Source organism: Rhizobium sp. CFBP 8752 (genome assembly GCF_014842035.1).
GTDB classification, from domain to species: Bacteria; Pseudomonadota; Alphaproteobacteria; order Rhizobiales; family Rhizobiaceae; genus Neorhizobium; species Neorhizobium soli.
Window position 1 is genome coordinate 2,719,840 of sequence record NZ_JACYUZ010000001.1, and the last position, 24,320, is coordinate 2,744,159.

Annotated in this window: 24 protein-coding genes; all 24 read right to left on the reverse strand. The window is 59.8% G+C overall.

All coding sequences use genetic code 11. The annotated features are described in order from the left end of the window. Nucleotides 1–19: 19 nt before the first annotated feature. A complete protein-coding gene (bglA, locus tag IFT59_RS13005) occupies nucleotides 20–1,687 on the reverse strand; it encodes a beta-galactosidase BglA (RefSeq protein ID WP_192087042.1) in 1,668 nt (555 codons plus the stop codon). Between the two features lie 26 nt (nucleotides 1,688–1,713). Then, nucleotides 1,714–2,880: a carbohydrate ABC transporter permease gene (locus tag IFT59_RS13010; RefSeq protein ID WP_113109507.1), complete on the reverse strand. Its 1,167-nt coding sequence runs from the start codon at nucleotides 2,878–2,880 to the stop codon at nucleotides 1,714–1,716. A gap of 1 nt (nucleotide 2,881) precedes the next feature. Then, the gene (locus IFT59_RS13015; RefSeq protein ID WP_192087043.1) at nucleotides 2,882–3,895 is read right to left on the reverse strand and encodes a carbohydrate ABC transporter permease; all 1,014 of its coding nucleotides are present in this window, start codon (nucleotides 3,893–3,895) and stop codon (nucleotides 2,882–2,884) included. Nucleotides 3,896–4,033: 138 nt separating this feature from the next. Beyond that, a complete protein-coding gene (locus tag IFT59_RS13020) occupies nucleotides 4,034–5,395 on the reverse strand; it encodes an ABC transporter substrate-binding protein (RefSeq protein WP_113109506.1) in 1,362 nt (453 codons plus the stop codon). 112 nt (nucleotides 5,396–5,507) lie between these two features. Continuing rightward, nucleotides 5,508–6,407: a bifunctional methylenetetrahydrofolate dehydrogenase/methenyltetrahydrofolate cyclohydrolase FolD gene (gene folD, locus IFT59_RS13025; protein ID WP_174195632.1), complete on the reverse strand. Its 900-nt coding sequence runs from the start codon at nucleotides 6,405–6,407 to the stop codon at nucleotides 5,508–5,510. Between the two features lie 127 nt (nucleotides 6,408–6,534). Continuing rightward, nucleotides 6,535–8,367 carry a hypothetical protein gene (locus IFT59_RS13030; RefSeq protein ID WP_192087044.1) on the reverse strand — a complete coding sequence of 611 codons (1,833 nt, stop codon included), beginning with the start codon at nucleotides 8,365–8,367 and terminating at the stop codon, nucleotides 6,535–6,537. An 83-nt stretch (nucleotides 8,368–8,450) separates the two neighbouring features. Next, nucleotides 8,451–9,044: a hypothetical protein gene (locus IFT59_RS13035; RefSeq protein WP_192087045.1), complete on the reverse strand. Its 594-nt coding sequence runs from the start codon at nucleotides 9,042–9,044 to the stop codon at nucleotides 8,451–8,453. 144 nt (nucleotides 9,045–9,188) lie between these two features. Continuing rightward, nucleotides 9,189–9,725 carry a hypothetical protein gene (locus IFT59_RS13040; RefSeq protein ID WP_192087046.1) on the reverse strand — a complete coding sequence of 179 codons (537 nt, stop codon included), beginning with the start codon at nucleotides 9,723–9,725 and terminating at the stop codon, nucleotides 9,189–9,191. Beyond that, the gene (locus IFT59_RS13045; protein WP_192087047.1) at nucleotides 9,725–10,090 is read right to left on the reverse strand and encodes a hypothetical protein; all 366 of its coding nucleotides are present in this window, start codon (nucleotides 10,088–10,090) and stop codon (nucleotides 9,725–9,727) included. The genes IFT59_RS13040 and IFT59_RS13045 overlap by 1 nt, the downstream gene beginning before the upstream one ends. Nucleotides 10,091–10,110: 20 nt before the next feature. Further along, on the reverse strand, nucleotides 10,111–10,683 hold the full coding sequence (locus IFT59_RS13050; protein ID WP_192087048.1) for a rod-binding protein: 573 nt from the start codon (nucleotides 10,681–10,683) through the stop codon (nucleotides 10,111–10,113). Nucleotides 10,684–10,713: 30 nt separating this feature from the next. Continuing rightward, nucleotides 10,714–11,133 (reverse strand): hypothetical protein, encoded by a 420-nt coding sequence (locus tag IFT59_RS13055; protein ID WP_192087049.1) that lies wholly within the window; start codon nucleotides 11,131–11,133, stop codon nucleotides 10,714–10,716. Between the two features lie 24 nt (nucleotides 11,134–11,157). Beyond that, complete coding sequence (fliR, locus tag IFT59_RS13060; RefSeq protein ID WP_192087050.1) at nucleotides 11,158–11,910, reverse strand: flagellar biosynthetic protein FliR; 753 nt, start codon at nucleotides 11,908–11,910, stop codon at nucleotides 11,158–11,160. After that, nucleotides 11,907–13,991, reverse strand: a complete 2,085-nt coding sequence (gene flhA, locus IFT59_RS13065; RefSeq protein ID WP_192087172.1) for a flagellar biosynthesis protein FlhA — start codon at nucleotides 13,989–13,991, stop codon at nucleotides 11,907–11,909. Before flhA ends, fliR begins: the two co-directional genes overlap by 4 nt. Before the next feature lie 193 nt (nucleotides 13,992–14,184). Next, nucleotides 14,185–14,451, reverse strand: coding sequence for a flagellar biosynthesis protein FliQ (fliQ, locus tag IFT59_RS13070; protein ID WP_062454868.1), 267 nt, complete (start codon nucleotides 14,449–14,451; stop codon nucleotides 14,185–14,187). A gap of 156 nt (nucleotides 14,452–14,607) precedes the next feature. Further along, nucleotides 14,608–15,039, reverse strand: coding sequence for a flagellar hook assembly protein FlgD (gene flgD / locus IFT59_RS13075; RefSeq protein WP_092661202.1), 432 nt, complete (start codon nucleotides 15,037–15,039; stop codon nucleotides 14,608–14,610). Further along, on the reverse strand, nucleotides 15,030–15,479 hold the full coding sequence (flbT, locus tag IFT59_RS13080) for a flagellar biosynthesis repressor FlbT (protein WP_062453791.1): 450 nt from the start codon (nucleotides 15,477–15,479) through the stop codon (nucleotides 15,030–15,032). The genes flgD and flbT overlap by 10 nt, the downstream gene beginning before the upstream one ends. Further along, nucleotides 15,476–15,823 carry a flagellar biosynthesis regulator FlaF gene (flaF, locus tag IFT59_RS13085; RefSeq protein ID WP_062453792.1) on the reverse strand — a complete coding sequence of 116 codons (348 nt, stop codon included), beginning with the start codon at nucleotides 15,821–15,823 and terminating at the stop codon, nucleotides 15,476–15,478. The genes flbT and flaF overlap by 4 nt, the downstream gene beginning before the upstream one ends. Before the next feature lie 48 nt (nucleotides 15,824–15,871). Further along, nucleotides 15,872–16,900, reverse strand: a complete 1,029-nt coding sequence (locus tag IFT59_RS13090; RefSeq protein WP_092661200.1) for a flagellar hook-associated family protein — start codon at nucleotides 16,898–16,900, stop codon at nucleotides 15,872–15,874. Between the two features lie 3 nt (nucleotides 16,901–16,903). Next, on the reverse strand, nucleotides 16,904–18,343 hold the full coding sequence (gene flgK / locus IFT59_RS13095; RefSeq protein ID WP_062453794.1) for a flagellar hook-associated protein FlgK: 1,440 nt from the start codon (nucleotides 18,341–18,343) through the stop codon (nucleotides 16,904–16,906). A gap of 16 nt (nucleotides 18,344–18,359) precedes the next feature. After that, nucleotides 18,360–19,628 carry a flagellar hook protein FlgE gene (locus tag IFT59_RS13100; RefSeq protein ID WP_113109501.1) on the reverse strand — a complete coding sequence of 423 codons (1,269 nt, stop codon included), beginning with the start codon at nucleotides 19,626–19,628 and terminating at the stop codon, nucleotides 18,360–18,362. A 179-nt stretch (nucleotides 19,629–19,807) separates the two neighbouring features. Continuing rightward, complete coding sequence (locus IFT59_RS13105) at nucleotides 19,808–20,479, reverse strand: response regulator transcription factor (protein WP_062453796.1); 672 nt, start codon at nucleotides 20,477–20,479, stop codon at nucleotides 19,808–19,810. Nucleotides 20,480–20,750: 271 nt separating this feature from the next. Continuing rightward, a complete protein-coding gene (locus IFT59_RS13110) occupies nucleotides 20,751–21,266 on the reverse strand; it encodes a transglycosylase SLT domain-containing protein (RefSeq protein WP_062454870.1) in 516 nt (171 codons plus the stop codon). A 169-nt stretch (nucleotides 21,267–21,435) separates the two neighbouring features. After that, a complete protein-coding gene (locus tag IFT59_RS13115) occupies nucleotides 21,436–23,043 on the reverse strand; it encodes a flagellar hook-length control protein FliK (protein WP_192087052.1) in 1,608 nt (535 codons plus the stop codon). Further along, nucleotides 23,040–24,317, reverse strand: a complete 1,278-nt coding sequence (locus tag IFT59_RS13120; RefSeq protein ID WP_192087053.1) for a chemotaxis protein — start codon at nucleotides 24,315–24,317, stop codon at nucleotides 23,040–23,042. Before IFT59_RS13120 ends, IFT59_RS13115 begins: the two co-directional genes overlap by 4 nt. Between the last annotated feature and the right edge of the window lie 3 nt (nucleotides 24,318–24,320).

Genomic DNA, 24,320 nt, shown 5'->3' on the forward strand with positions numbered 1-24,320 from the left:
CGTTACCCTTTGTTGTCTCTTACGTGTGGCGAGCGAAATACGCCCCCCAAGGTGGCAGCTCGACACGATTGCCTTCGACACGGCTGTCAAAACCGTGGCCGACGAGCATGTCCCACTGACCGATCGGCAGGTCGGTCGCGACCTCGCCCGCACTCATGTTGAACAGGCAGAGCAGCGTCTCATTGCCGTATTGGCGTTTGTAGCCCAGCACCGTGTCATCGACCGGAAGAGACATGAACTGCCCCTTGCTCAGGGCCGGATGCAGTTTGCGGAAGGCGAGAAAGCGGCGATACTGCTCCAGCACCGAAGCCGGATCGCCATACTGGGCGCCGACGGCTTTCAGCTGGTGTTCGACCGGGATCGGCAACCATGTCTTTTCGGCCGTCGAAAAGCCGGCCTGAAGCGCCTGGGCATCCCAGACCATCGGCGTGCGGCAGCCGTCGCGGCCCTTGAATTCCGGCCAGAACTGAATGCCGTAGGGATCGCGCAGGTCGGCATAGGCGATATCGGCCTCGGTCAGGCCCAGTTCTTCCCCCTGATAGATGCAGACGGAGCCGCGCTGGGTGAGAAGAATGGCCGAGAGCATTTTTGCGTAGGCTTCACGGTCGAGCACGTCCATGCCCCAGCGGCTGACATGGCGCACGACGTCGTGGTTGGAAAAGGCCCAGCATGCCCAGCCCTCAGGCGCGGCCTCGGAAAAGGCGGTCTGCACTTCGGCCACGCGGGCGGGTGTCAGAGCGTCGGGCGCCAGGAATTCGAAGGCGTAGCACATCTGCATCTTGTCATCGCCGGAAGTATATTCGCCGACGATTTCCAATCCGCGCTGACTGTCACCCACTTCGCCGACGGCAGCGATTGCCGGGAATTCGTCGAGAACGGCGCGGAAGCGCTTCAGGAACGCGATATTTTCCGGCCGGTTCTTGTCGTAGATGTGTTCCTGGAAATTGTAGGGGTTCACGGCGGGCGCCGTCGACGCGTTGCGGCGCGAGGGATCGAGCGCCGGGTTGTCGCGCAATTGCTTGTCGTGGAAGTAGAAGTTGATCGTATCGAGGCGGAAACCATCGACGCCGCGGTTCAGCCAGAAGCGCGTCATGTCCAGCAACGCATCCTGAACCTCGGCATTGTGCAGGTTGAGGTCCGGCTGCGAGGTGAGGAAGTTGTGCATGTAATATTGCATGCGGGTCGGATCCCAGTGCCAGGCCGAACCGCCGAAGATCGACAGCCAGTTAGTGGGCGGCGTGCCGTCGGGCTTGGCGTCTGCCCAGACATACCAGTCGGCCTTGGGATTGTAGCGCGAGGAGCGGCTTTCGATGAACCATGAATGCTGGTCCGACGAGTGCGACATGACGAGATCGATCATGACCTTGAGGCCAAGGCGATGCGCTTCCGCGATCAAACCATCGAAATCCGAAAGCGTACCGAACATCGGATCGACATCGGAGTAATTGGAGACGTCATAGCCGAAGTCCTTCATCGGCGACGGAAAGAACGGCGAGATCCAGATGGCGTCGGCGCCAAGCGCTGCGATATGCGGCAGGCGCGCGGAAATGCCCTTTAAGTCACCGATGCCGTCGCCGTTGCTGTCCTGGAACGAGCGGGGATAGATCTGGTAAATGACGGCGCCACGCCACCAGTCCCGATCCTTTGCTGCGTCCGTTGCTCCGGAGACTTCCGCCGAACTTGTCATCCACTATCCCTGTCGGTTCATAGACATCATCCGCCCTTGACCGACCCGGCGAGCAGGCCGCGGACGAGGTATCGCTGCAGTGCAAAAAAGACGATAATCGGGACGATGATGGTTATGAAGGCCGAAGCGGTGAGAATTTCCCATTTGCCGCCCATCGACCCCAACAGCGCGTTGAGAGAGCCGGTCAGGACCAGCTGATCCTTGCCCGTTCCGAGAAATACCATGGCGACGAGAAGGTCGTTCCACGTCCACAGGAACTGGAAGATCGAGAAGGAGGCGAGTGCCGGAAACGACAGCGGAAGGACGATCTTGACGAAGATCTCGAAATCGCTGGCGCCATCGACACGGGCGGATTCGATGATCTCCTTGGGCAGACCTGCAATGTAGTTTCGCAGGAGATAGATCGCGAGCGGCATGCCGAAGGCCGCATGCGCAAGCCATATCCCGACATAGGAGCGCGACGACACGCCGAACAGGTTGCCGATGTCGTTATAGAGCGTCAGCAACGGGATCAACGTCATCTGCAGCGGCACGACGATCAGCCCGACCACGAGCGCGATGATCAGCGACCGGCCGGGAAACTGCATCCAGGACAGGGCATAGGCTGCGAAGGCTGCGATCAGGATCGGGATGATGGTAGCGGGTATTGCGACCGTCAGCGAATTGATAAAGGATTGGCCGATGCCGGCGGACGTCAGTACCGTGCGGTAATTGTTGAGGGTGAAGTTCGGCGGCTGGGTGATCGAGAGATAGATGCGCTTGCCGCGCTTGTCGTCGAATGGGCCGCTCTTCACGTAGGAATAGCTTCCATCCGTGTTGACGGTGAGCTTTTCACCGTCTCCCAAATCCGCTTCCTTGCCGGCCTCGAATTCTGTCGGTGCAGCGACCCTGGTGCCGAAGGCGACGACACTGCCGCTCTTGACATCGCCGCCATCGAAGACGGAGCCTGAAATGATGTAGTTGGGTCCGTCCTGCCGGGCGCTTGCGGGATCGCCGAGGCGTGCTGCGCTGGTTTCGGCGGCACCGGTCAGCGCCGTCCACCAGCCCGAGGAGGTGATCTGGCCGGCATCGCGGAACGAGGTGACGAGAATGCCGAGCGTCGGGATCAGCCAGATGATGCAGATCACCAGAACCGAGGCATGCAGGATCAGTCTTGGAACGCCGATGCGGCGAAGGCTTGCGACAGCGCTCATCTCAATGGTCTCCCATGTCGCGGTTCGCCTGACGGATGTTCCAGATCATGATCGGCGTCACCGCCGCCATGATTACCAGCGCGATGACGGCGCTTCGGCCGCTGTCGCCGCCGCCGCGGAACATCCAGTCGAACATCAGGTTGGCAAGCACCATCGTGTTCCACTGGCCATTGGTCATGGTCAGAACGATGTCGAACACCTTGAGAACGAGAATAGTGATCGTGGTCCAGACCACAGCGATCGTGCCCCAGATCTGCGGCACCATGATTTTCCAGAAGATCTGCCAGCCATTGGCGCCATCGATGACGGCCGCTTCGACGGTTTCCTCAGGAATCCCGCGTAGCGCTGCCGACAGGATGACCATCGCAAAACCGGTCTGGATCCAGATCAGGATCGCCATCAGAAAGAAGTTGTTCCAGAAGGGCAGCGAGATCCACACCTGCGGATCGCCGCCGATTGCCCGGACGATCGCATTCAGAAGGCCGATCTGCGTTTCGTTGCCGCCACGGAATTCGTAGATGAATTTCCAGATCACCGAAGCGCCGACGAACGAGATCGCCATCGGCATGAAGATCAGGCTTTTGGCGAGATTTCCCCACCAGATACGGTCGGTGAGCACCGCGATGACCAGGCCGAGGAAGGTGCAGGCTGCCGGCACGACGGCGAGCCAGAGGATGTTGTTGAAGATCGACTGGCGGAACTGCGCGTCGAAGAAGGCCCAGCGGTAATTGGCCAAGCCGACGAAATTGCCGCCGGAACGATCGTAGAAGGACAGGATGAACGTCGCGATGACGGGATAGACGAGATAGACCGCGAGCAGCAGGAGTGCGGGTCCGAGAAACAGCCAGGGGCGGATCGTGGCTCTACGGTTGAGATTGGCCGAGGCCTTGCGGGCATCGCCTTCCGGCACCGGAAGTGCCGCTGATAGCAGCTTGTCGGAAAGCCAGTAGTAGAGCGCGCAGGCGAAAACGCCGGCAACGACGACACCCATGGCAGATGCAATCTGAGCTAACATAGGCCCTCCCCCTTTTCTGCAGTGCTAAGCAGGTCTTCCGTCGTCATATCCGGGAAATGCCCCTCGCCCCCGCATCCACCCTTCTCCCCGTGGTCGAGGGAGAAGGGCAGTCGCGAGCGCAGCCTTCGACGCGAATGACTACTTCAGACCGTCCCAGGCCTTCTGGATATCGCCGCCCACAGCCTTTGCATCCTTGCCGCCGACATAATCGATCATGCCGGTCCAGAAGGCGCCGGCGCCGATCTTGCCGGGCATCATGTCGGATGCATCGAAGCGGAAGGTGGTGGCGGTGGTCAGCAGTTCGCCCTGCTTGCGCAGTGTGTCGTTGGCATAGGCTTCCGTCTTGGCGCCCTTGAACGGCGTGAGGAAGGAGGCCTGCGCCATCCAGACTTCATGGGCGATCGGCGTCTTCAGGAATTCGATGAATGCCTTTGCCGCAGGAGAATCCTTGGTGATGGCAAACATCGTGCCGGCACCGAGGACCGGGGTGCCGAGTTCAGGCTTGGAGGCATAGGTCGGCAGGTAGAAGAAGTCCGCATCGACGCCCAGTTCCTTGTCCGCAGGGAAGAAGGATGGCACGAAGGAGGCCTGGTGATGCATGTAGCACTTCGGCGGGATGTCGAAGAGGCCCTTCGGGCTGTCGCGGAAGTCGGTCGAGGCGACCGCTGCAACGCCGCCCGCGACGTATTTGTCATTGCGGGCGAACTTGCCGAATTCCTCGATGGCACCAACCACTGCCGGATCGTCGAACTTGATCTCGTTCGACACCCACTTGTCGTAGGTTTCAGCCGACGACGTCCGCAGCATCATGTCCTCGACCCAGTCAGTCGCAGGCCAGCCAGTCGCGCCGCCCGATCCGAGACCGATGCACCACGGCACGCCGCCATCCTCGACGATCTGGTCGGAGAGCTTGATCAGGTCTTCCATCGTCTTTGGGACTTCGTAACCGGCTTCCTCGAAATTCTCCGGCACGAACCACACGAGCGATTTCAGGTCGGCCTTGAACGGGAAGCCGAAATAGGCCTCTTTGCCGTCCTTGCCCTTGTAGGTGCCGTAGCGGATCCAGTCCTCGCCGGAACCGTAATTGGTCTTGATCCAGTCGGCATTTTCCTGGCCGAGCGGCGTCAGAAAGCCCTTGGTCGCGAGATCGGCCAGAAGACCCGGCTGCGGGATGATGGCAATGTTGGGCGGCGAGCCGGCCTGGGTATCGATGACGATCTGCTGCTCGTAGTTCTCGGACGACGAGTATTTACCGTTCGCACCCGTCGCGGCATTGAAATAGGCGAGCACGCTGTTGAACAGCACCTCGTCCTCGCCACGCCAGGGACCGAACAGGGTCAGGCTCTGGCCCTTCAGGTCACCATGCGCGGATTTGAAATCCTCGTAGCTCTTCCAGTTGAACTTGGCATCTTCGCCGGGCGCGAACTTCAGTTCCTGCGCACCTGCAGCCCCTGCCAGCAGTGCGACGAAAGCCGTGCCGATCCAAAACGATTTCTTCATCAAAATATCCTCCCCTTTGAAGCGTAATCTACAGGGGGATTTAAGGCAGAGCCAGAGGTTTCAAGGGCGCCAGTGCAAGCAAAGCGCCTTGAATGTGATGAATGGTCCGAAATCAGAACTTTGGCGCAGGCAGCCCGGCGGCGCGATGGGCGGCGATTACGGTGTTGGCCATCAGCATGGCGATGGTCATTGGACCGACGCCGCCTGGAACCGGTGTGATGGCTGCGGCGACCTCTGAAGCCTCGTCAAAAGCAACGTCGCCGACGAGACGGGTCTTGCCCTCGCCCTTTTCCGGTGCCGGCACCCTGTTAATGCCGACATCGATCACGGTCGCGCCGGGCTTCACCCAGTCCGCCTTGACCATTTCGGGCCGACCGACGGCGGCAACCAGGATATCGGCGTTGCGGCAGACGGCGGCGAGATCCTTCGTCTTCGAATGCGCCATGGTGACGGTGGCATTTGCGGCCAGAAGCAACAGGCCCATCGGCTTGCCGAACAGGTTGGACCGGCCGATGACCACGGCATTCAGGCCGGACAGGTCTTCGCCATGGATGCGCTTGACCAGCAGCATGGAGCCGGCCGGCGTGCAGGAGATCATGCCTGTCGTCAGGTCACCGGTGGCGATCTTGCCGGCATTGGCGATGTTGAGGCCGTCGACATCCTTTTCCGGCAGGATGGACTGGATCACCGGCTCCTGATCGAGATGTCTCGGAAGCGGCAGCTGGACGAGAATGCCATGGATCGCCGGATCGGCGTTGAGCGTATCGACGAGAGACTGAAGCGCCTCCTGCGTCGTCTCTTCCGGCAACGTGTGCTGGATCGAATTGAAGCCGCACTGCTTCGCCATCCGGCTTTTGGAGCTGACGTAAGCGTGGCTGGCCGGATCGTTGCCGACGATGACGACTGCCAAGCCAGGCTTTGCGCCGCCGGCCCGTTCGAGGCCTTGCGCTGCCTCCGTGACTGCCGAAATGACCGATGCTGCCGCCTGCTTGCCGTCGATTACCGTGACCACGTGCCATCTCCCGTTGACCGAACAGATCTAAGCCGGAGGCTACCGCCTCAACTGGCTCACCTGCGCCTAATGCTGTCGGGAGCAAACAAAAGCAAGGTCAAATCTTGATCCGGGCGATGTCCCTGCCCTATCGTCTCGCGGCGGTCCGCAGTTCGGAATAGGTCTGCACCTGGTCGCGAAGGTCTATCATTTCCTGTCGGAGAAGCTGCAATTCCTCAAGCGTGCGGCGATCCTCGTGCGAGAGTTCGGAATAGGCTAGCTCCTGCTGGCGCATCGCATGCCGGCGCGGATCGGAGATGGCAGCCGAGAGAAGCGCTGGAACGGCGGCTTCCTCATAAGGCTGGCGGTTTGCCATCAGCAGTTCGCGAAGCTGTGCTGAAAGCGGCAGGCCGTTGGCGGCCTCGCGCTCTTCCATTTCGGGCCAGTAATCCTCGGAAACAGGATAGGTCTCGACGTCCTGCGCCCAGGCGTCGGAGCCTGGACCGTGGTCATATTCGTAGGCGGCTGCGATCTCTTCTGGATCTTCGGTCAGATCCAGATCGGCGGCCCAACGCGCATCCATCGGCAGCGCGGCGATGTCCTCGACATCGTCCGTCTGGATATGGTCGTGCTCGGTGTCGAGATGATCGACTGCGGGCTCCTGCGATGGACGGCGTCCGATCAGCATTGCTCCGGCAGCGCCGAGAAGCAGACCAGCGAAGGCGCCGAGCCCGCTCAGCGCATACCAGGGCAAGCCGAGCCAGACTGTCGCTGGGGCTTCGTTGGGCGTGACGGTCAAAGGCTTTGAGATCTGCACGCGCGGCGCGGCGGCCGGCTTTGCCGATCCCGGGCTGTTGAAGCGGCCGGTCGAGTAATTGTCGCGCGCTTCGGCAACAGCCGTTTCCAGCCCCGAGAGCTTTGCGATCTCATCCGAGACGGTCTTGTCTGCAGTAAATTGGTCAAGCTTGGTGCGCAGTTCCGCAAGCTGCGTGGTAGCATGCGCCTTCTGGCTGTTCAGCGATTTCACCAGTTGCTTCAACGCGTCCTGGATCGAGTTGCGTGCCTGCGCAAGGACCGCCTCGGCTGCCTGGTAGCGCGGATGAAGCGGGCCGAGATCGCTCGAAAGCTGGTCGACGCTAAGCTGTGCTTCCACGTGCCGCTGGCGCTGATATTCGAGGCCGGTATAGTCGAGACTGTCCGGCAAAGGCTTGTTCAGAACGTCAGCAACCTTCATGGCAGAGGCCTGGTTCAGCCTGTCGTTCAGGGCTGCGAGATCGCTCTCGGTCTGCTCGACATCGCGGGTCAGGTCGCGCATTTCGGCGGCCCGGCTTTTCAGTTCGGCGACCTTGTCCTTGCCGGTTCGGCTGACAAATCCTGAAAGAGCGGCTTCGGCGCGGCCAAGTGTGTCGCGAAGGGCCTCGACGGCCGGATCGCGGCCATCGACTGCGCCGACGGACAGTGCTATCGGCACGGCATTGCCCAGCATGCCGACGATCTGGCGGGCCTCTTCAGACTTTCCGGCCGTCGCAGCGATGCGCAGATCCGTGGTGATGCGGTCGTAGGAAATGGTGATCGCCCGGGTCAGGCGGTCGCGCAGGCCTGCCTCGTCCTGCAGCGTGGTCGTGCCCGTGCCGGAGACGATTTCGTAAAGGAGGCCGGTGACGCTTTGCGGCTCCGTGGCGAAACTGCTGTCCTTGCCGAGGTTGAGCGCGTGGATGAGATTGTCGATCGTGGTTCTGGCGAGAAGCTGCCCGATCGCCGCCGAGACGGTCTGTTCGCCGATCGCGCCGACCTTGAGCTGCGTGTGCGCGGTAAAGGTTGGCTCGCTGCCGCCAAGAAGAGCGAGCGGCGCAACGCCTCCGAGCGCCGTCAGGAGACCGATCCCGAACAGCGCGGACGGGAGTGCGCGCCGCGCCGGAATGTTGTCCCTTGCGCGATCTACAGCCGGGCTGTCGGGCTTTTCGACCTCAGAATTATCCATGGAAAGACCGTCTTGTTTCGCGGATCGCACCGAAGCGCTCCGAGTTCCTTAAGACAGTCTAAATTTCCATGGCAAAGAAAGCGTTAACGATCCGAGATTTGGCTCGGCAGACGGAAGAGTTCGTCGTTTGCGACAACCGTCAGAGACGCGGAGGCAATCGCCGGCAGGTGGACCAGACGATCGAGATCTTGCGGACGGCGAAGATCGGCGATCACGAGGTCAAAACCGCCCTCCAGTACCGACGCCTGATCGACGATTTCGAAACGGTGCCAGGGTGCATGGCGTGACAACGAGGCGCGCAGGTTTTTGAGAACCGCGACGTCGGTGCCGACCAGGCCGATGCGCCGGCTCTGCTCGGAAAATGTGAGGAATGCGGGGACAAAGAGCGACGCGGTGAAGCGGTCCCGCAGGCCTGGGCCGAACAGGCGTGCCGAGATCCCGGCAAGACGGATGCTGCCACGAACCGGAAGTCTCGCGCGGGCGACGCTCTCGCCATTTTCGGACAGCGTCCGGTATTCGATCATTCCCCGTGAAAAGGTAATGGTCGAGGATGGATGGGGATCGGAGAGCATGGCCTCCGCCCGCTCGAATGCGGCAGTCCAGCTCAGCTCTTCGATGCCGTTGCCAAGACCGTGCGAAACCGCGTTGAAGGCGGTGTTATGTACCGAGGCGTTCACGTGTGCTCTCCGCTCGAAAATCCAGTCGTCCTGGACCCTAGCGGAAAGCGCTGAACCGGCTTTGAAGCCAACCGTTAAAATGCGAGCGATGTGTCGAAAAGACATTGTCGCCGCGGTAGCAAGGCAGTTTTAAACGACGGCTGCCTAGTGCGCGGGAGCTGCCGCCGGTGCCTCGACCTTGACGCCCTCGACGATCTTCTGGGCCGGAATGGGATTACTGCCGCGTCTTGCCGTGTTGGTGTCGATCGTTTCCTTCGACATGTAGTCGAGCTGTTCGATCATCACGTTGGCGACGACCGCATCGCCGAGCTTGGCGTTGATGCCGTCCTTGATCTTCGTGCGAAAGGCCTCTGGATCGAAGGTGCCGACGCTTTTCAGGTCGATCATCTTGTCGCCCATCAAAAGCGAGAACAGTTGGTCCGTCAGAACGACTTCCATCGGAAGCTGGACGTGCTTGGACTTCATGCTGTCGACCGAAAGCGAGATGCGGCCGAGAAAATAGCCCTGGACCACGCCATTGTTGATGACCGGCAGGCTGACCGGGTTGCCCCGCACGATCGTGGTCACGACCGCGGCTTCCGCCTCGGTCGCCACGGGCGCCTTCGACATTTGCGCGGAGACATACACCCCACCGATCGTGGCAATGCAGACCCAGAGCCCGATCAGCAGAACCTTGATCATCAGGATGTGCCGAAGCGGAACTGATGTTCCGAATAGGTGCCGTCGGCGTCCATATCCTTGACGGCATTCTTCAAGATGTCGGCGACAGCGCGGACGGCATCGAGATGCGCTTCGACCCGCTGGGCGTTCAGCTTCAGCTTCTTCTTCAGGCCCAGCAACTGGCCGAGGTAAGGTGCCGAGGTTTCCTTGACGTCCGGTCCGCGGAACAGGGTCGTCAATTCATAGAGGCAACGGCTCTTGTGGGCATTCGACACTTTGAGGTCGAAGCCGGAATCACGGCCGATCCGATCATTCTCGTTATCGATGATCATCTCAAGACGGGAGAGCACGGTCTTGATGCGGTAGTCAGTGGAAACGACGTCCATATCAACCTTCTAATGTTAAATTAATTTGATTTCTTAGCTGCGCCGACGGCTTCCGACGGAGACAGGATCTGCCGCTGGAAATCGGTGATCATGCCCACCGCCATCTGGCGATCGCCTTCATCGGTCTTGGCATTCGGTGCCGTGCCACGTGACTGCTGTACCGACTGCGAGAACAGTTTCTCGGCAATGCCGAAACCGCCCTGCTTGGAGACGGCATCAGCGATCTGTTCCGCCATCATGCCCTTCCAGAAATCGCCGGCAGAACCCTTGCCGAAGACTTCTTCGCTCTCGGACGGAAGCATGTTCTGGATAAACGTGGAGGCGACGCTTGCCTCGAACTTCCGGTAGGTTTCCGGAATATCCTTGTGGTGCGAAACACGGACGTTTTGGACCGTGGATTCGGACGCAGCGGAGTCGGCGGATTTAGCAGTCTGGCTGACGGCCTGGGAGAAACCCACGCCGTTGGATGCCAGCATCACCGACTGCGCCGTCGCTTCGTTTGCCTTCAGCTTTTCACGTGCGGCCTGCAGCAGGCCCGGATCCGCGGCCTGGACAACATCCAGGACAAGATCGCTCGGGGGAGAAATAGCCAATTCCAGTTCCTCATTGATTAGCGAACTGGATCATCCCTTATCAAGCTTGCTGGAAGCTGGTGTGGCGACCATCAGGCCGAGATCGACGAGATCGTACATCCGTTCGTCCTCGGCGAGCCGGCCTTCCAGCTCCTTTGCGTCGCCCATGCGCTCTTCCAGCCGGTCGCCCTTGGTCTTTTCGCGCAGTACCCGCTGTTCCTGCGATTTCTGCTGGGCAACGATCTGCTGGCTTCGCGAAAACAGGCGCGTCAGCCGGTCGGCGTAATTCTTGGAGAACTGCTGGTGTACCGGATCGGTCGAGGACAGCGCATCGACGGTCGTGTCGATCGACTGATCGATCTCGGCCTTGCGCTGCACCGTGGTGCTGAGCTCGAACTCGGCGAGCTTTTCAAGCTGGCGCTGGACATCGACCAGACGCCGCAACTTGTCGGATTTCTTGTTGCCTGCCACGCGCGTCCTCCTTGGAAGCCTTGCCTACAGCCCGGTGAATACAAGCGGAAACCCGCGCACGAATTCCTCGATCATGGAGGCGATGCCGAGATAGAGCAGGAAGATACCGCCCATCAGCGCATACGGCGTCGAGATGAAGTAGACCGGGATCTGCGGCGCCATCTTGTTGATCATCCCAACAGCGACGTTGAACATGATGCCGTAGATGAGGAAGGGGCTCATCAGCCTCAGGACGATCATGAACGTGGCCGACAACGTATCCGTCAGGGTGATCAGGATGCGCCGCGGATTGAGACCTTCGGCGAGCGGAATGGTCGTATAGGAATCGACCAGCGATCTGATGACGATGTGATGGAAGTTCAGCATGAACAGGACGAGCAGGCCGGACAGGGTCAGAAGGCTGGTCAGCTGGCTTTCCGACGAATCTTCCAGCACGTCGGATCCGGGCGGACCACTGAAGGAGATCGACATGGCAATGGCGGCACCTGCAAACTGCAGGCCCGAGGCGTAAAGGCGGGCAATCAGGCCGAACACGGCCCCGACGAGGGTTTCAGACGCGATCAGCAGGCCAAGACCCGCAGCGTCACCGGAAACCCTGGGGTAGATCGTATCCCAGACCATTGGCAGCACCGCCATGGACAGCGCCACCGATAGAAACAGCCGGACTTCCATGGGCAATCTGGCAGACGAGAACCCGGGCATGATCATGATGCAGCCGCCGATTCGACAGAATGCAAGAAAGAGAGCGATGACCGTGCCCTGCGGGTCCGTTATCATGAGATCGATCCAAGTACCTTGATCTCGGTGCCCTTTGCCAGCTCGACATGCGACAGGACGGGAAGGGTTGCGAACAGCCGCTCGATGATCATGCGCACATAAGAGCGTGTCTCAGGCGATGTGACAAGTACGAAGGGCATGCCCTTGTCCATGTATTCACGGATGACTTTGCCCGCCTGTTCACTGAACTCTTCGAGCGAGCGCGGATCGATGTCGAAATCGATGATGTCGCCCTTCGGATCGCGCTTGATCGCCTGATGGAACAGAAGATCCCATTTCGAGCCCAGACGCAGGACGCGGAGGATGCCGTTGTCGGCGAGATCGCCGCAGATCTGCTGGGCCATGCGGACGCGCACATGCTCGACGAGCTGCTCGGTCTTGCGGACATGCGGCGCGAGTTCGGCCAGGGCTTCGAGAATGAGGTGCAGGTTGCGGATCGAGACGCGTTCGGCGAGCAGCAGCTTCAGAACCGCCTGCAGTCCGGAATAGGACATGTGCGACGAGCACATCTCGTCCGCGAGCTTCTTGTATTCGGGATCGAGACGCTCGATGAGGATCTTGACGTCCTTGTAGGACAGAAGCTGCGGCAGGTTGTTGCGGATGACTTCGCTGACATGGGTCAGAAGCACCGAAACGTTGTCGATCGGGTGGAAGCCTTCGCGCTTCAGATCCTCGACGAAATGCTCCAGCACCGAGACGGCCGGCATGCCGAACGTAGGTTCGCGAACCTCGTCGCCGGGAACCGAAGGCTTGCGATCCTTGCCGACGATAACGAGGACTTCGCCCAGTCGCAGCGTGCTGCTGGCGACCGTCGTTCCGTGAATGCGGATCTGGTAGGACTTTTCCGGGATCTGGATATCGTCGACAACCTTGATTTCCGGCACGACGAACCCGTATTGCGTGGCAAACCGCTTGCGCATCTTGCCGACGCGGAACCCGAGTTCCTGGTGTGCGCCGAGAAGACGCGGCGAGACCTGCTTGCCGAGCGCAAGTTCGATTTCGGCGGTCTTGAGGACGTTCTTGACCGAGTCCTTTTCCGCGTCGCGATTTTCGACGACCTTCTTTTCTTCGCTTTCGCGCACCCTCTGGTTCTCGGCTGCGATCCGCCGCGGAATGACCCAGCCGGCACCGGCGAGAAGAAGCGCGAGCGTCATGAACGGCATGAACGGCAGGCCGGGCACGAGCGCAAGCGTTGCCATCATGCCGGCGGCCACCCACAGGGCGCGGGGATAGCCGCTCAGCTGGCCGATGACGGCTGCGTCGGTGGAACCCTGGGTACCGCCGCGGGTGACGATCAGGCCGGCTGCGAGCGACACGATCAGTGCCGGAACCTGCGACACGATACCATCGCCGACCGAGAGCTTCACGAAGACGTCGGCGGCTTCGCCGATTTCCATGCCGTGACGGAAGTAACCGATGATGATGCCGCCGAACACGTTGATCGTGGTGATCAGCAGGCCGGCGACCGCGTCACCGCGAACGAATTTGGAGGCACCGTCCATGGCGCCGAAGAACGAGCTTTCCTCTTCCAGCTCGCGGCGGCGCAGCTGCGCCTCCTTCTCGTCGATGATGCCGGCGGACAGATCCGCGTCGATCGACATCTGCTTGCCTGGAATGGCGTCGAGGGTGAAGCGCGCGCCGACTTCGGCGATACGCGTCGCACCCTTGGTGATGACGATGAAGTTGACGACGATCAGGATCAGGAAGACGATCAGACCGATCACGAAATCGCCGGACATGACGAGGTTCGCAAAACCGGCGATCACGCCGCCGGCGGCGGTATGGCCCTCGTGGCCGTGCGAAAGAATGACGCGGGTGGTGGCAATATTGAGCGCCAGCCGGATCATCGTCGCGATCAGCAGGATCGTCGGGAAGGACGAGAAGTCCAGCGGCCGCTGGATCCACAGCGCCACCATCAGGATCAGGACGGAAAAGGCGATCGAAAACGCCAACCCGATATCGATCATGAAGACCGGCACCGGCAGGAACAGGATGCACAGGATGGCCATGATACCGACGGCAAAGCCGATATCGCGGCCATTCGGCGCGGCCTTCACGGGGGTAATGGACGTCTTCGTCATTGCCATATGCGGTATCTCTTCATGAGATTAGAAAGGCGCGTGCTGCGCCCATGGATCGCGCAAAAAGCAAGACATGATAATGCCCGGACCTGTTGCGACAGATCCCTTCTAGGCAGCGAAGCTTGTGTGAGGGTGTCCGCCATCATCGCAGGCGAAGCGTGCGAGCAAGCCTCGCAGCCTTGGCAGCCGTGCGCTAGAAACCGGACTGGACGCGCGAAAAGACGAGATCGGTGAAAAGCGAGATCTGGCCGCCGATGAAGGGAGCAGCAATCCCGAGCGCCAGCATGACGGCGACGATCTTGGGCACGAATGTCAGTGTCATTTCCTGGATCTGCGTCAGCGCCTGAATGAGCGCCACGACCATGCCGACAATCATCGCGGTCAGCACTGCCGGGCTTGAGGCGATGAGAATCGTCCATATCGCCGAGTGCATCATGTCGAGAGCATCGGCTTCATTCATTGCAGGATCATCCGGGGCATTGGTGTCGTGGCCATCATCATCTGGCGCGAATCGCATGCGGATGATGACAGCCACCGACCGCCAATGCAATTGAGCGACCGGTACTGCCCCCGGCAAAACCGCAGGCTCGCCTGCAATTTCAGGAATTCAGTCGGATCAGGACTCCGAGGACTTCGTCGCAGATATCGTGATGCCGTCGCCGATCGTGATCTCCTTGCCAGCCTCGGTCGTTGCAACCAGACCGTCAGAGGTGACTTCGATCGATTCGACCACACCGCTGGTCTTGCCATCACTGCTGGTGATCGTCTTGCCGATATAGGACGAGGCGTTCGATAGCGACGACTGTGCGATCAGGCTTTCCAGGTTGGTGTTCGTCTGGATCGACTGTTCGACCTGCGAGAAGGTTGCCAGCTGCGAGATCTGTTCGCTGGCATCCAGCGGATCGGTCGGATCCTGGTTCTGCATCTGGGCGATCAGAAGCTGCAGGAAAGCGTCGTAATCGAGCGAAGCGCTTGCCGCAGCGGATGAAGCCTTCGACGAACTGGTTGCAGTCGTCGAGGTTGCGGACGATACCGTATCTACTGCCATAGCCCCATCTCCTTGCGCAGACCGGCGATAGCAGCCGGCGCGACTTCCTTGCTGTTCAGGATGCGCTCTTCGACAGGATAGAGCGCGCGGATTGCCTTCAGTGCTTCAAAAGCGCGATCGGAGGCGACAAGCGCATCGATCTGCTTGAGCTCGTCGATGATTTCCGGATTGCGGAAGCATGCGAGCAGCATCATGACCGACCGGCGGAACATGGTCACGGCCTGGTCCTTGCCTTCCGGATTGATCAGCATCATCTGTGCGATGAAGTACAGCTGACGAAGCGGGGTCGTCGTATCCTCGGGCTGGAGAACATGGTTTTCCAGCAGGAACGTAACGTTGTTGAGGAATTCGAGAGAAACCTTGCGATCAACACGCAGGACTGCGCCGTTGATGAAGATCTTTTCGCCGGACTTCAGCGAGATACGCAGTGTGCTTTTCATCTTAGGCCATCCCTGATGATGGTAGTCACGTCGATAATGCCCTGGTAATTGTCGGACTGCTTTTTACGAATGCGTTCGCATTCCTTCAGTATCCAAAGGGCGATGGAGATCAGCTTTGCGCGCAGCTCGATGCCAAGCTCGTTGTCGGGCTGGTTGAGGTCTTCGATAAACCGGGTCCAGACCCTGCGCGTATAATGGATGGCCTCGACGGCCTCGCGTCCATAATGCGATTTGTTCGGGACTGCAGAGAGGAGCTCAATGGAGCGGGCCAGAACCTGGCGTTCTCTCTCTCTAGCGCTTGCGAGGTCATCCTTGATTACCTCGGCATACGCAAACTGGAACATGCTTGCTTCCTTCATGTTGCAAACCAAATGCCGCGGGGCAACTACCCATTATAGATAGTTGACGAGGCTCAGTCCCTGGATCTTGGAGGTGATGGTGTATGAGGTCTCTACTTGCGTCAACAACGTGTTGAGACGCACCGAAGCATCATAAGTATCCACGCCGACGAGATCTGTCAGTTGGGTGTTGATGATATCCATTTGCGCCGACATGGCGGTATTGGCCTTTTCGACGCGCTCCTGGGAAAGACCCATGGAAGAGCGCTCAGCATCGATGCCGGACACCGATAGGCCGGCAAGATTGGTAACGGTCGCGTTGACCTTGTTCAGTGCATCGGCGGACAGGCCGGCCGTCGCCAACTGGGACGTGATCAGGCTGCCGAGAACGAGGTTCTTGAAGCCATCGGCATTCAAGCTCGTCGAAGTGGTGACGGTCTCAGACGTGCTGACACGACCGGTCATCTTGGTGTCGGACGCGTTTGTCCAGCCGGACCAGTCGAAGGACGACGTATAGTCGTCTAGGAAGGTCGCCATCTGGCTGGACGATATATCCGATGCGCTGGAGATACCGTTGGCCGACATGAAGCTCGAAAACTGCGTGTTGAAGTCGTCCGTCAGGTCGGTGATGAAGCTGTCGTCCAGAGGCGCGGCATCGGTGTTGATGCCGGAAAACAGATACTCGCCATTGACCGAGACGTTTGCGTAGCTGACGAAATTCTCGAGCACGGACGTCGCCGTATCGGCAGAAACCTGCAAGCTCGTCTTGTCGCTGCTGCCGGAGAGCGCGACCAGCGAATCCAGCAGCGTCTGGCCGGAGTCGGACATCTGCTCCATCGCAAGCTGCGAGGAATCCATTCGCTGATTGGTCAGCGAATTGGAATCGATGATTGCCTGCAGCCGTGATGACTCGCGGCCGTAATCGAGGCTTGCAGACGTCCGCGTACCGAGTTCCAGACCCGTATCCGCATAGGTACCGTTGACCGATTCCTTCTGCAGCTTGGCGATCTCGGTCTGCGAGTTCTGTACGGTCAGCTGCATTGTCTGGCTGACGGACAGGGTTGAGATGGATGTCGTCTTCATGACTTAGTTCGCAGCCTCCATCAGCGCCGCCAGCATCTCGTCGATGGTCGACAAGAGCTTTGAGGCCGCCTTGTAGGATTGTTCGACATCGAGGAGGAGGATCAGTTCCTCGTCGAGATTGACGCCCGTTGCGTTGGAATAGGCCTCGGTTGAACGCGACAGCATGGCCGTCGTGGTTTCCGCAGCATTCGTGGCTCCGCTCCGGTATTCCTCGACCCAGCCGACGGAATCCGTTGAGTAATCCAGCAATGTGGCCTTGTCGCCGATCTTGGCGGCAGGATCAAATTCCATGGAAGTCTCGAAGCCCGAGACATATTCGCTAAGCAACGTGGAAAAGCCGCTCGCGCTTTCGGTGTTGACGCTGGCACCCGAAATCGAGCCGTCCCTGAGCTTGGTGGGGTCGGCGACCGCCTCGGCATTGACCGTGATGATCCCAGCCAGGCCGGTGATGATCTCAGCCGTTTCGAAATCGACTTCGTCGCCCGTGGTCGTCGTGAAAAGACCGGCGATCTGGCTTGCGCCATCTGTTTCGGAAAACAGGGAAATCAGGCCGCGGGCGATTTCGTCGAGCTGGTCCTGGTACGTTGGATAGACCTCGTCACGCAGCTGGACGAGTGCCTGAAGCGACCCTTGCGCCGTCGTGTCGCTGCTCTGGCCGGCCTTCAGCTCCACGCCGTCGATATAGACTGCGCCGCCGACCGTCGTTGCATCGTAACCGGCAGTCGAATCGAACGTTACAGGCCGTGCCGTGCTTTCGAACAGCGTGATGCCGCCATTCGTATAGATCGACATGTCGTTGTTGTCGCGCGTCGCGGTGCTGATGCCGACGATGCCGGAAATCTGCTTGAGCAGGCTTTCGCGGGTATCGAGAGCATTGTTGCCGTCGGTGCCGGCCGCAGCCGCCGTCACAACCGCCTTGTTGGCCTGCTCGAACTGCGCAAGCAGCTTATTGAGCTTGTCAACCTGGCCGGAAATCTGGGCGTCGGTGCCAGCGCGAAGCTGCTGCACTTCGGTGGTGCTGGTATTGAGAGCCGTCGCAACATCGACCGCCGAGTTGACCGCAGCCGAAGCCAGCGTCACGTCTCCGGGGGTCGCCGCGTAGGTCTGCAGCGCGTCCCGCAGTTCGGACAGTGCCGTGGACGGAGCAAGCGAATACCCGTCCCCGCCCATGATTGTGTAGACGGATTCCAGTCCGGCCAGCAATGTCTGCTGTCCCGCATCGTCGGCCGTAGACGAGAGTGTCTGCTTCAGCAGCGCGGCGTCTTCCGTCCGCGCTGTCTGAACGGTCGTGGCACCGGTATAGGCGTTCGTGACAGTCGCTGCGGAACGGCGGTTGTAATCGCTGTTCCCGACGTTTTGAACGTTTGTCGACAACACCCCCGTCTGCGTGGCGGTGTTGTTCAAGATATTCTTTGTCGTACTCAGTGCCGATGCGAGTGACATCGCTTAACTCCTGAAACTACCGGACCAGATTAATCAGTACGTCCATCAGATCGGAACCGGTCTGGAACACTTTGGAATTGGCGCTATAGCTGCGCTGCGCTTCGATCATCTCGGTCAGTTCGTTGGCCAGATCGACGTTGGAGGTTTCGAGCGCGCCCGAAACGATCTCGCCAAATCCGCTGGAGCCGGCAAAGCCGAGGGTGACCACGCCGGAGCTGCTCGTCGTGCGGTAGACGTTACCGGAGGAGACTTCGAGGTTGTCGGGGCTTTCGACCGTCGCCATGGCGATCTGGTACAGCGACTTCGACGAACCGTCCGCATAGACCGCGTTGATCGTGCCGTCTGATTCGATCTTGACGCTGGAGATGGAGCTCGGCGCGCTGCCGTTGACGCTGCCGCTCGAGATGTTCGACTTGGCCGACAGCTGCGTCATGCCGGCGAGATCGAACTTGATCCCGTTGACCGTGACAGAAAGCTCCTCGGCACCGTCAACTGTTTCAAGCTTGCCGGACGAATTGAACGCGAGCGACAGGTTGGCGAGTTCGCCATCACCGCCATAGGGGAAGCTGCCGGTGCCGGTCGTGCTTGCGTCAGCTGCGTTATAGACGCTGAGCTGCCATTCGCCTGCAGCCGTCTTCGAGAAATAGAAGTCGTAGACAATCGGGTTGCCGAGGCTGTCGTAGCTGGTCAGCGACGTCTTCAACGTGCTGTCCATGTCGACGTCGACATCTTCGGTGTTGTCGGACGGCAGGTCGGCGGCGACGACATCGGATGCACTGTTGAGGTTGCCGGAGAGCGACCCGGAGGTCGACGCGACCGCACTCAGTTCCGAGCCGCCGACATTGATCGGGACCAGGCCGTCATAGCTGTTGACGACGGTCGTCGGGGTTCCGGAATCGTAGGAGTAACCGAGGAGCGTATAGCCGGCAGAGTTGACCAGGTTGCCCTGCTCGTTCGGCGTAAAATCGCCGGAACGGGTCAGAAAGGTCTCGCCCGCTGAATTCTGTACGACGAAAAATCCGTCGCCCTGGATGGCAAGATCGGATCCTGACGTGGTGTATTCGAGAGCACCCTGCTCAGAAATCGAATACTTCACGCTGGTTTCGACACCACCGGAATTGTATGAGCCGGCCGTCGATGGCAGCACTAGCGACGAAAACTGCGTGGACGACTTTTTGTAGGCAGTCGTTGACGAGTTAGCAATGTTATCGCCAACGGTGCCCAAGCGGTTTGCCTGCGCATTCATGCCCGATACGGCGGTTTTCATAGTTCCGAAAAGGCTCATAGCAATCCTCGTTGCACTTAGGCTTATGACTTTAGGGGATGGGCCTTGCGTGAAGCTGTCTGCGTGCTTGCATCGAGCGCTGATCTGCGTCGAAGTCGAGGGCCCTATCTGTCTGACAAAAATGACAAATCGAGCACGCAAAAAAAATGGCACCTCATATTTGGGTGCCATTTTCAGTGTTATTTCCAGTCGATGCAGTATCCTAGGAACCGCTTCGAATCGATGGGATCGAAGCCCAGTTTCTTGCGAAGCTTCTTGCGAAGCTTGCTGATGTGGCTTTCGACCACGTTCTCTTCGACGTCCTCGTCGAACACGCCGTAGATGGCGTTGAAGATCTGCGACTTGGAAACCCGACGGCCGCGATTGGCAATCAAGTATTCCAGGATGCGGCGTTCGCGCCGTGGAAGTGCAAACGCTTCGCCTTCGACTTCGGGATCGCGGCCATCGGAGAAAACCCGGATCGCGCCGATGTCGGTGTGATTGGCAACCGCGTTCAGGCGGCGGCGGATAGCCGCTGCCCGTGCCAGAATTTCCCTTGGATGAACCGGCTTGCGCACAACGTCATCGACACCGCAGTCGAAAAGCGCAAGCGTGGATTCGAGTGATGGCTGATCGCTGACAGCGATTACCGGTGCACTGCTGCGTCCACGGATTGCCCGTGGCAAATCATGGATCAGGTCGCCCTGACCAATCAAAAACGCCTCGATTGCAGCAATATCGGCTTCCGCTGCCGAATTCACCCAATCTGTAAATTCTTCCGGATCAAACCCGGTAGAAGGAACGCCTTCGCGCCCAAACAAAGACGTGTAACCGTCTTTCACTATTTCTCGTTCATCAACCACTACGATCATTCGTCCGCCTCCGAATCAATATCGCATCTCTGTGAGAGAGTGATACGAATCGTCAGGAATCTGGGCAACTAGAGGAAGTAACAGGGGCTTGCTAATAATTGATTAACCATGTTGCGCCGATTTGGTACTAGATCTAGTGGAAAAAGGGTGGCCTCCCCATAATGCGCGGTGGAAAATTAATTTTTGAGAAAATGCTCACTTGAAAACGCAGTTTGAACGCATTCTCTCATCGGCAGCCGTAAACAGATATTAGATTTCACTAATTTCTATTTCAGGTTGCGCTCGGACCGCAAAAATTCGTCGCGTTCCGCGTCCATTTTCCGAAGTCGGTGGCAACAAGATTGGCGATCACCCGGCACACATAGCGCTGCTGCGCCGGATTGTTGTTGGGACCGGCATGATATCTGGCGACTGCCATCGTCCATGTCTCGTGCTTGTCGTGCAGCCGTTTCAGAAATAGCGCCGCATATTCGACGTTCTTTCTCGGGTCGAGCATGTCCGGAACCGAGGCAAACTCCTCGCCATGGAAGTGGTGATTGATCTGCATGCAGCCGAGATCGATCAGCTTGGCGCCCGTGCTCTTCGCCTGGGTAAAGAGCTGCATCGCCTCCTGCACAGACGACGCGAAATAGGCCTTGCCTTCGATATTCAGCGCATAGGGACTGAGCGATCCCTTGCGTCCGGTCTCTGTCAGTCCCACCGAGTAAAGGATGCCTTCAGGGACGCCGTATTTGCGCGCTGCGGCCTGGATCTGGGCCTCGCAGATGCTGACCTGTTCCGAGGTGATCTTGCCGTTTCCAGTCTGGCCAGTCCCTGGCTGGGCGGTTCGGGCCTGATCGCGCCGCTGCGGCGCGCCGGCGCGCTTCTGCGTCCCCGGCTGCGCGGCGTTGGGCACGTCTGCCTGCTGAGGAGGCTGCTGGGTGGCGTAGAGCTGCCAGGCGCGGGTTTCGACCGCGCTACAGGTAAATGTCGCCAGTGCCAGCGCTGCCGATGTCAGTTTCAACGACAGTCTCATTGCGCTTCTCCATGTCGTTGCGATTGCCGTCGTTGGAGCGGCCACCCTGAGCCTGTCCCTGCTGGCGAGCTGCCTCGCCGTCGCGGGCGAGCTGCTGCTGTGTCTGGGCGCCGCTGCCGCCCTGCTGCTGGTCTGCAGACGAGTTCGAGCTGTCGGTCGACGGTGCCATGCTGACGGTCACCTGGTCGACGTTGAAGCCTTGGGCCCGCAAGGCATCGAGCATCGGCTTGCTGTCATCGCTGAGCTCGCGATAAGCCATGCTGCTGTGGACGGTAAGATGGATGCTCAGCTGATCTCCCACCAGCCGCATATGCGCGGTCACGGTGCCGAGATTGTCGGGCGTCAGCTGGAGCTTGAGCGTATTGACCACGCTGCCGGTGCCGGATGTGCGGGTCGGATCGGTCAGAGCGGAAGACGGCTGCATAGCCGCGGTCCATTCCCTGTTGCTGGAGGCGGCACTCAAAAGATTGCTGGCATTTTCGCCGACGCCAAAGCCGAGATAGCGTCGCGAGTCGAGAACCGTGACGGTTTCGGTGTTGGCTGTGCCTGGAAGGCTGTCCTGCAGGTCGGATCCACCGTCCGCGCCTGTGACGATCGACAGGCTGACAGCCGCAATCGCATCTCCGGCTTTCTGGAAGCGGTAGGATTTGACGTCTGTCTGGGGTTCTGCCTCGCCCGTATCGAGGAAATCGAACGACGTGGCAGCATCCGTGTCGTCGGACGGCATGCTGGCGTCCGTCTTATCGTTCGGGATCCCCGTCTCGGTCACGGAGATCATGGCCGACAGTGCGGCTATATCCGCGGACTGGGCCGGGTTACCGGTCTCGACGCTGGCCGTCAGATTGAGCAGTGCCGCTGTTGAGAGTGCAGCCGTTGAATCTGGCACAGCGGTCGCGAGGGCCGCTCCTTGGCTTTCATCGTCCGGCACGTCTTTCGAAAGCACACCGGCGATCTTCGCCTTTCCATCGTCGGCAGCAACAGTCGTGACGCGTTTGGTTGCAGTAGCAACCAACTGGGTAACGTCGATCTGGCCGCCGGCCTTGTCCGGGCTACGGGTCTGTTTGATGTTGCCTGTTTGGTTGAGGCTGTCACTCTGGTCCTGACCCGGAATCTCTTCCGGCAAGGCTTGTCCGACGAGCTCTTCTTTGACCGCCTCGTCTACAGACGGCGCCGGAACCGGCTGGGCGACCGGGTGCGGCACGTCCACCTGCGGGGCTGCGACCGGAAGCTCGGCTGCAGCCTGGACAAGCGTTGCAGCGGATGGAGCAGCGGTATCCGCAGGTTCCGTCGGCTTGAAGTTTGCGGCAAGCGACGTCAGGTCGGTAAGCGTCTTGAAGCGGGAACTGCCGAGCGAAATCTTTCCCGTCCCGGATCCGTCCTCGGCAACCGCCGTGCCGTTCTCTGTCGATTTCCCGGCATCGGCGTCCGCGTCTGTCAGCACCTGGGCAAATTCGCCGGCTTCGCCGTTCTGCGGCGATGCCTTTCCGAAAAGAGTCCCGACCTGCCCGTCTGATACTGCCTTAACCGAAGCGCCTGCTACGTTCGTCATTCATATGCCTCATCGCTGAGCAGGTCGTCGATCTGCTTCAGCTTCATTCTGTTCTGCTCTACATAGGTCTGGAGGCTTGCCTCCATTTCCGGATTCTCGGTCTTTGCTGCGGGCTTGGCCACAGAGGTGGTCGGTGCCGGCGCCGAAGGAATGGTGGCGGACGCCGTCGCAGCCTGACCCGCTTCGCCCGCGGGCATCACCACCGGCTCTGCCGATACGCTCGAGGTTTCGGGTGCCATCAGGATCTGTTCGACGACCTTTTGCGCCGCTGCACGCAGGTTCCTGTCGCGTTCGGAAAGCGCGCCATCGGGGATCTGCGACAGACTCTTTGCCGCTTCCACAACGTTACTGGACGAAATGCGGGCAAGATCGCCATACAGCTGCCCGATCGCATTGTTCTCCGAACCGGGACTGGGGGAGAGACGTTCCGCGTTCAATGCCGCAAAGCGAGCCAGATCCTTGTTGCCCGCGAGCAAGGCGCGCCTGGATACCCGGAGGTAGAACTCGTGCGCGCGCGGATCGTCCATCAATGAGACGACGTCGGTCCAGCGGCTCCGGTCACCCTTGCCGTCATCGTCAGTGGCAAGTTGCACGAACATGTCGATAAACTGGCTGGCATAGGGAGAATAGAGAAAACGACGGACGTATTTCGCCGCCAGATCGAAGCCCCTGCCCGGCTCCGTCGGTAGGATCACGGCGAGCGACCGTCTGAGCGCTGCCTCTTCCAGATTGGTCCCGGGTGCGAGCAGCCGAACCTGATCGAAATAGCCGATCGCCTTGGCGGGGTCGGCATTCGCCGTGATGTTGCCGGCGACGAGCGCCAGATAGGGGCCAACCGGGCTTGTGCCATACTCCTTGACCAACCCCTCGAATGCAGCGACCGCCGTCAGGCCCTGCCCCTGGAAATAGCGACGGAGAACGCGCGCCAACCGGCCATCGAATTCACCGTCGACATCCCGTGCGGCAAGAAAATCCAGCGTCTGCGGATTGCCGCCACTCATGGCGAATACGAAAACCGCATCGACGTTGCGGGGATCCTTGAACACATCAGGTGATGCCGTGCGTAGCCGCTGGTCGAGTGTCTTGAGAAGGAAGCGCTGCATTTCGTTGGCGGAATGATCGCCCGCGACGATCGCGTCCTGCAGATATTGCAGGGACCGGATCATCTTGTATGGCTCAAGATCCTCACTGGCCATGGCGTTGCCCGCGGCGGCGAGAAAAACCCCGGCGACCAGTGAGCGCAGCAAGTTATGGCGATCGCGCGAACGCATCATCTC

What these genes read in the sequence shown, in the direction of transcription:
- IFT59_RS13045 (WP_192087047.1), bottom strand. Translation starts at nt 10,090, where the DNA reads ATGGACGTCGTTTCCACTGACTACCGCATCAAGACCGTGCTCTCCCGT.
- IFT59_RS13100 (WP_113109501.1), bottom strand. Translation starts at nt 19,628, where the DNA reads ATGAGCCTTTTCGGAACTATGAAAACCGCCGTATCGGGCATGAATGCG.
- fliR (WP_192087050.1), bottom strand. Translation starts at nt 11,910, where the DNA reads ATGATAACGGACCCGCAGGGCACGGTCATCGCTCTCTTTCTTGCATTC.
- IFT59_RS13105 (WP_062453796.1), bottom strand. Translation starts at nt 20,479, where the DNA reads ATGATCGTAGTGGTTGATGAACGAGAAATAGTGAAAGACGGTTACACG.
- IFT59_RS13115 (WP_192087052.1), bottom strand. Translation starts at nt 23,043, where the DNA reads ATGACGAACGTAGCAGGCGCTTCGGTTAAGGCAGTATCAGACGGGCAG.
- IFT59_RS13090 (WP_092661200.1), bottom strand. Translation starts at nt 16,900, where the DNA reads ATGAAGACGACATCCATCTCAACCCTGTCCGTCAGCCAGACAATGCAG.
- flbT (WP_062453791.1), bottom strand. Translation starts at nt 15,479, where the DNA reads ATGAAAAGCACACTGCGTATCTCGCTGAAGTCCGGCGAAAAGATCTTC.
- bglA (WP_192087042.1), bottom strand. Translation starts at nt 1,687, where the DNA reads ATGACAAGTTCGGCGGAAGTCTCCGGAGCAACGGACGCAGCAAAGGAT.
- IFT59_RS13015 (WP_192087043.1), bottom strand. Translation starts at nt 3,895, where the DNA reads ATGTTAGCTCAGATTGCATCTGCCATGGGTGTCGTCGTTGCCGGCGTT.
- IFT59_RS13020 (WP_113109506.1), bottom strand. Translation starts at nt 5,395, where the DNA reads ATGAAGAAATCGTTTTGGATCGGCACGGCTTTCGTCGCACTGCTGGCA.
- flgK (WP_062453794.1), bottom strand. Translation starts at nt 18,343, where the DNA reads ATGTCACTCGCATCGGCACTGAGTACGACAAAGAATATCTTGAACAAC.
- IFT59_RS13010 (WP_113109507.1), bottom strand. Translation starts at nt 2,880, where the DNA reads ATGAGCGCTGTCGCAAGCCTTCGCCGCATCGGCGTTCCAAGACTGATC.
- flaF (WP_062453792.1), bottom strand. Translation starts at nt 15,823, where the DNA reads ATGTTCCAGTTTGCGTATGCCGAGGTAATCAAGGATGACCTCGCAAGC.
- IFT59_RS13040 (WP_192087046.1), bottom strand. Translation starts at nt 9,725, where the DNA reads ATGATCAAGGTTCTGCTGATCGGGCTCTGGGTCTGCATTGCCACGATC.
- flgD (WP_092661202.1), bottom strand. Translation starts at nt 15,039, where the DNA reads ATGGCAGTAGATACGGTATCGTCCGCAACCTCGACGACTGCAACCAGT.
- IFT59_RS13030 (WP_192087044.1), bottom strand. Translation starts at nt 8,367, where the DNA reads ATGGATAATTCTGAGGTCGAAAAGCCCGACAGCCCGGCTGTAGATCGC.
- flhA (WP_192087172.1), bottom strand. Translation starts at nt 13,991, where the DNA reads ATGACGAAGACGTCCATTACCCCCGTGAAGGCCGCGCCGAATGGCCGC.
- fliQ (WP_062454868.1), bottom strand. Translation starts at nt 14,451, where the DNA reads ATGAATGAAGCCGATGCTCTCGACATGATGCACTCGGCGATATGGACG.
- IFT59_RS13120 (WP_192087053.1), bottom strand. Translation starts at nt 24,317, where the DNA reads ATGATGCGTTCGCGCGATCGCCATAACTTGCTGCGCTCACTGGTCGCC.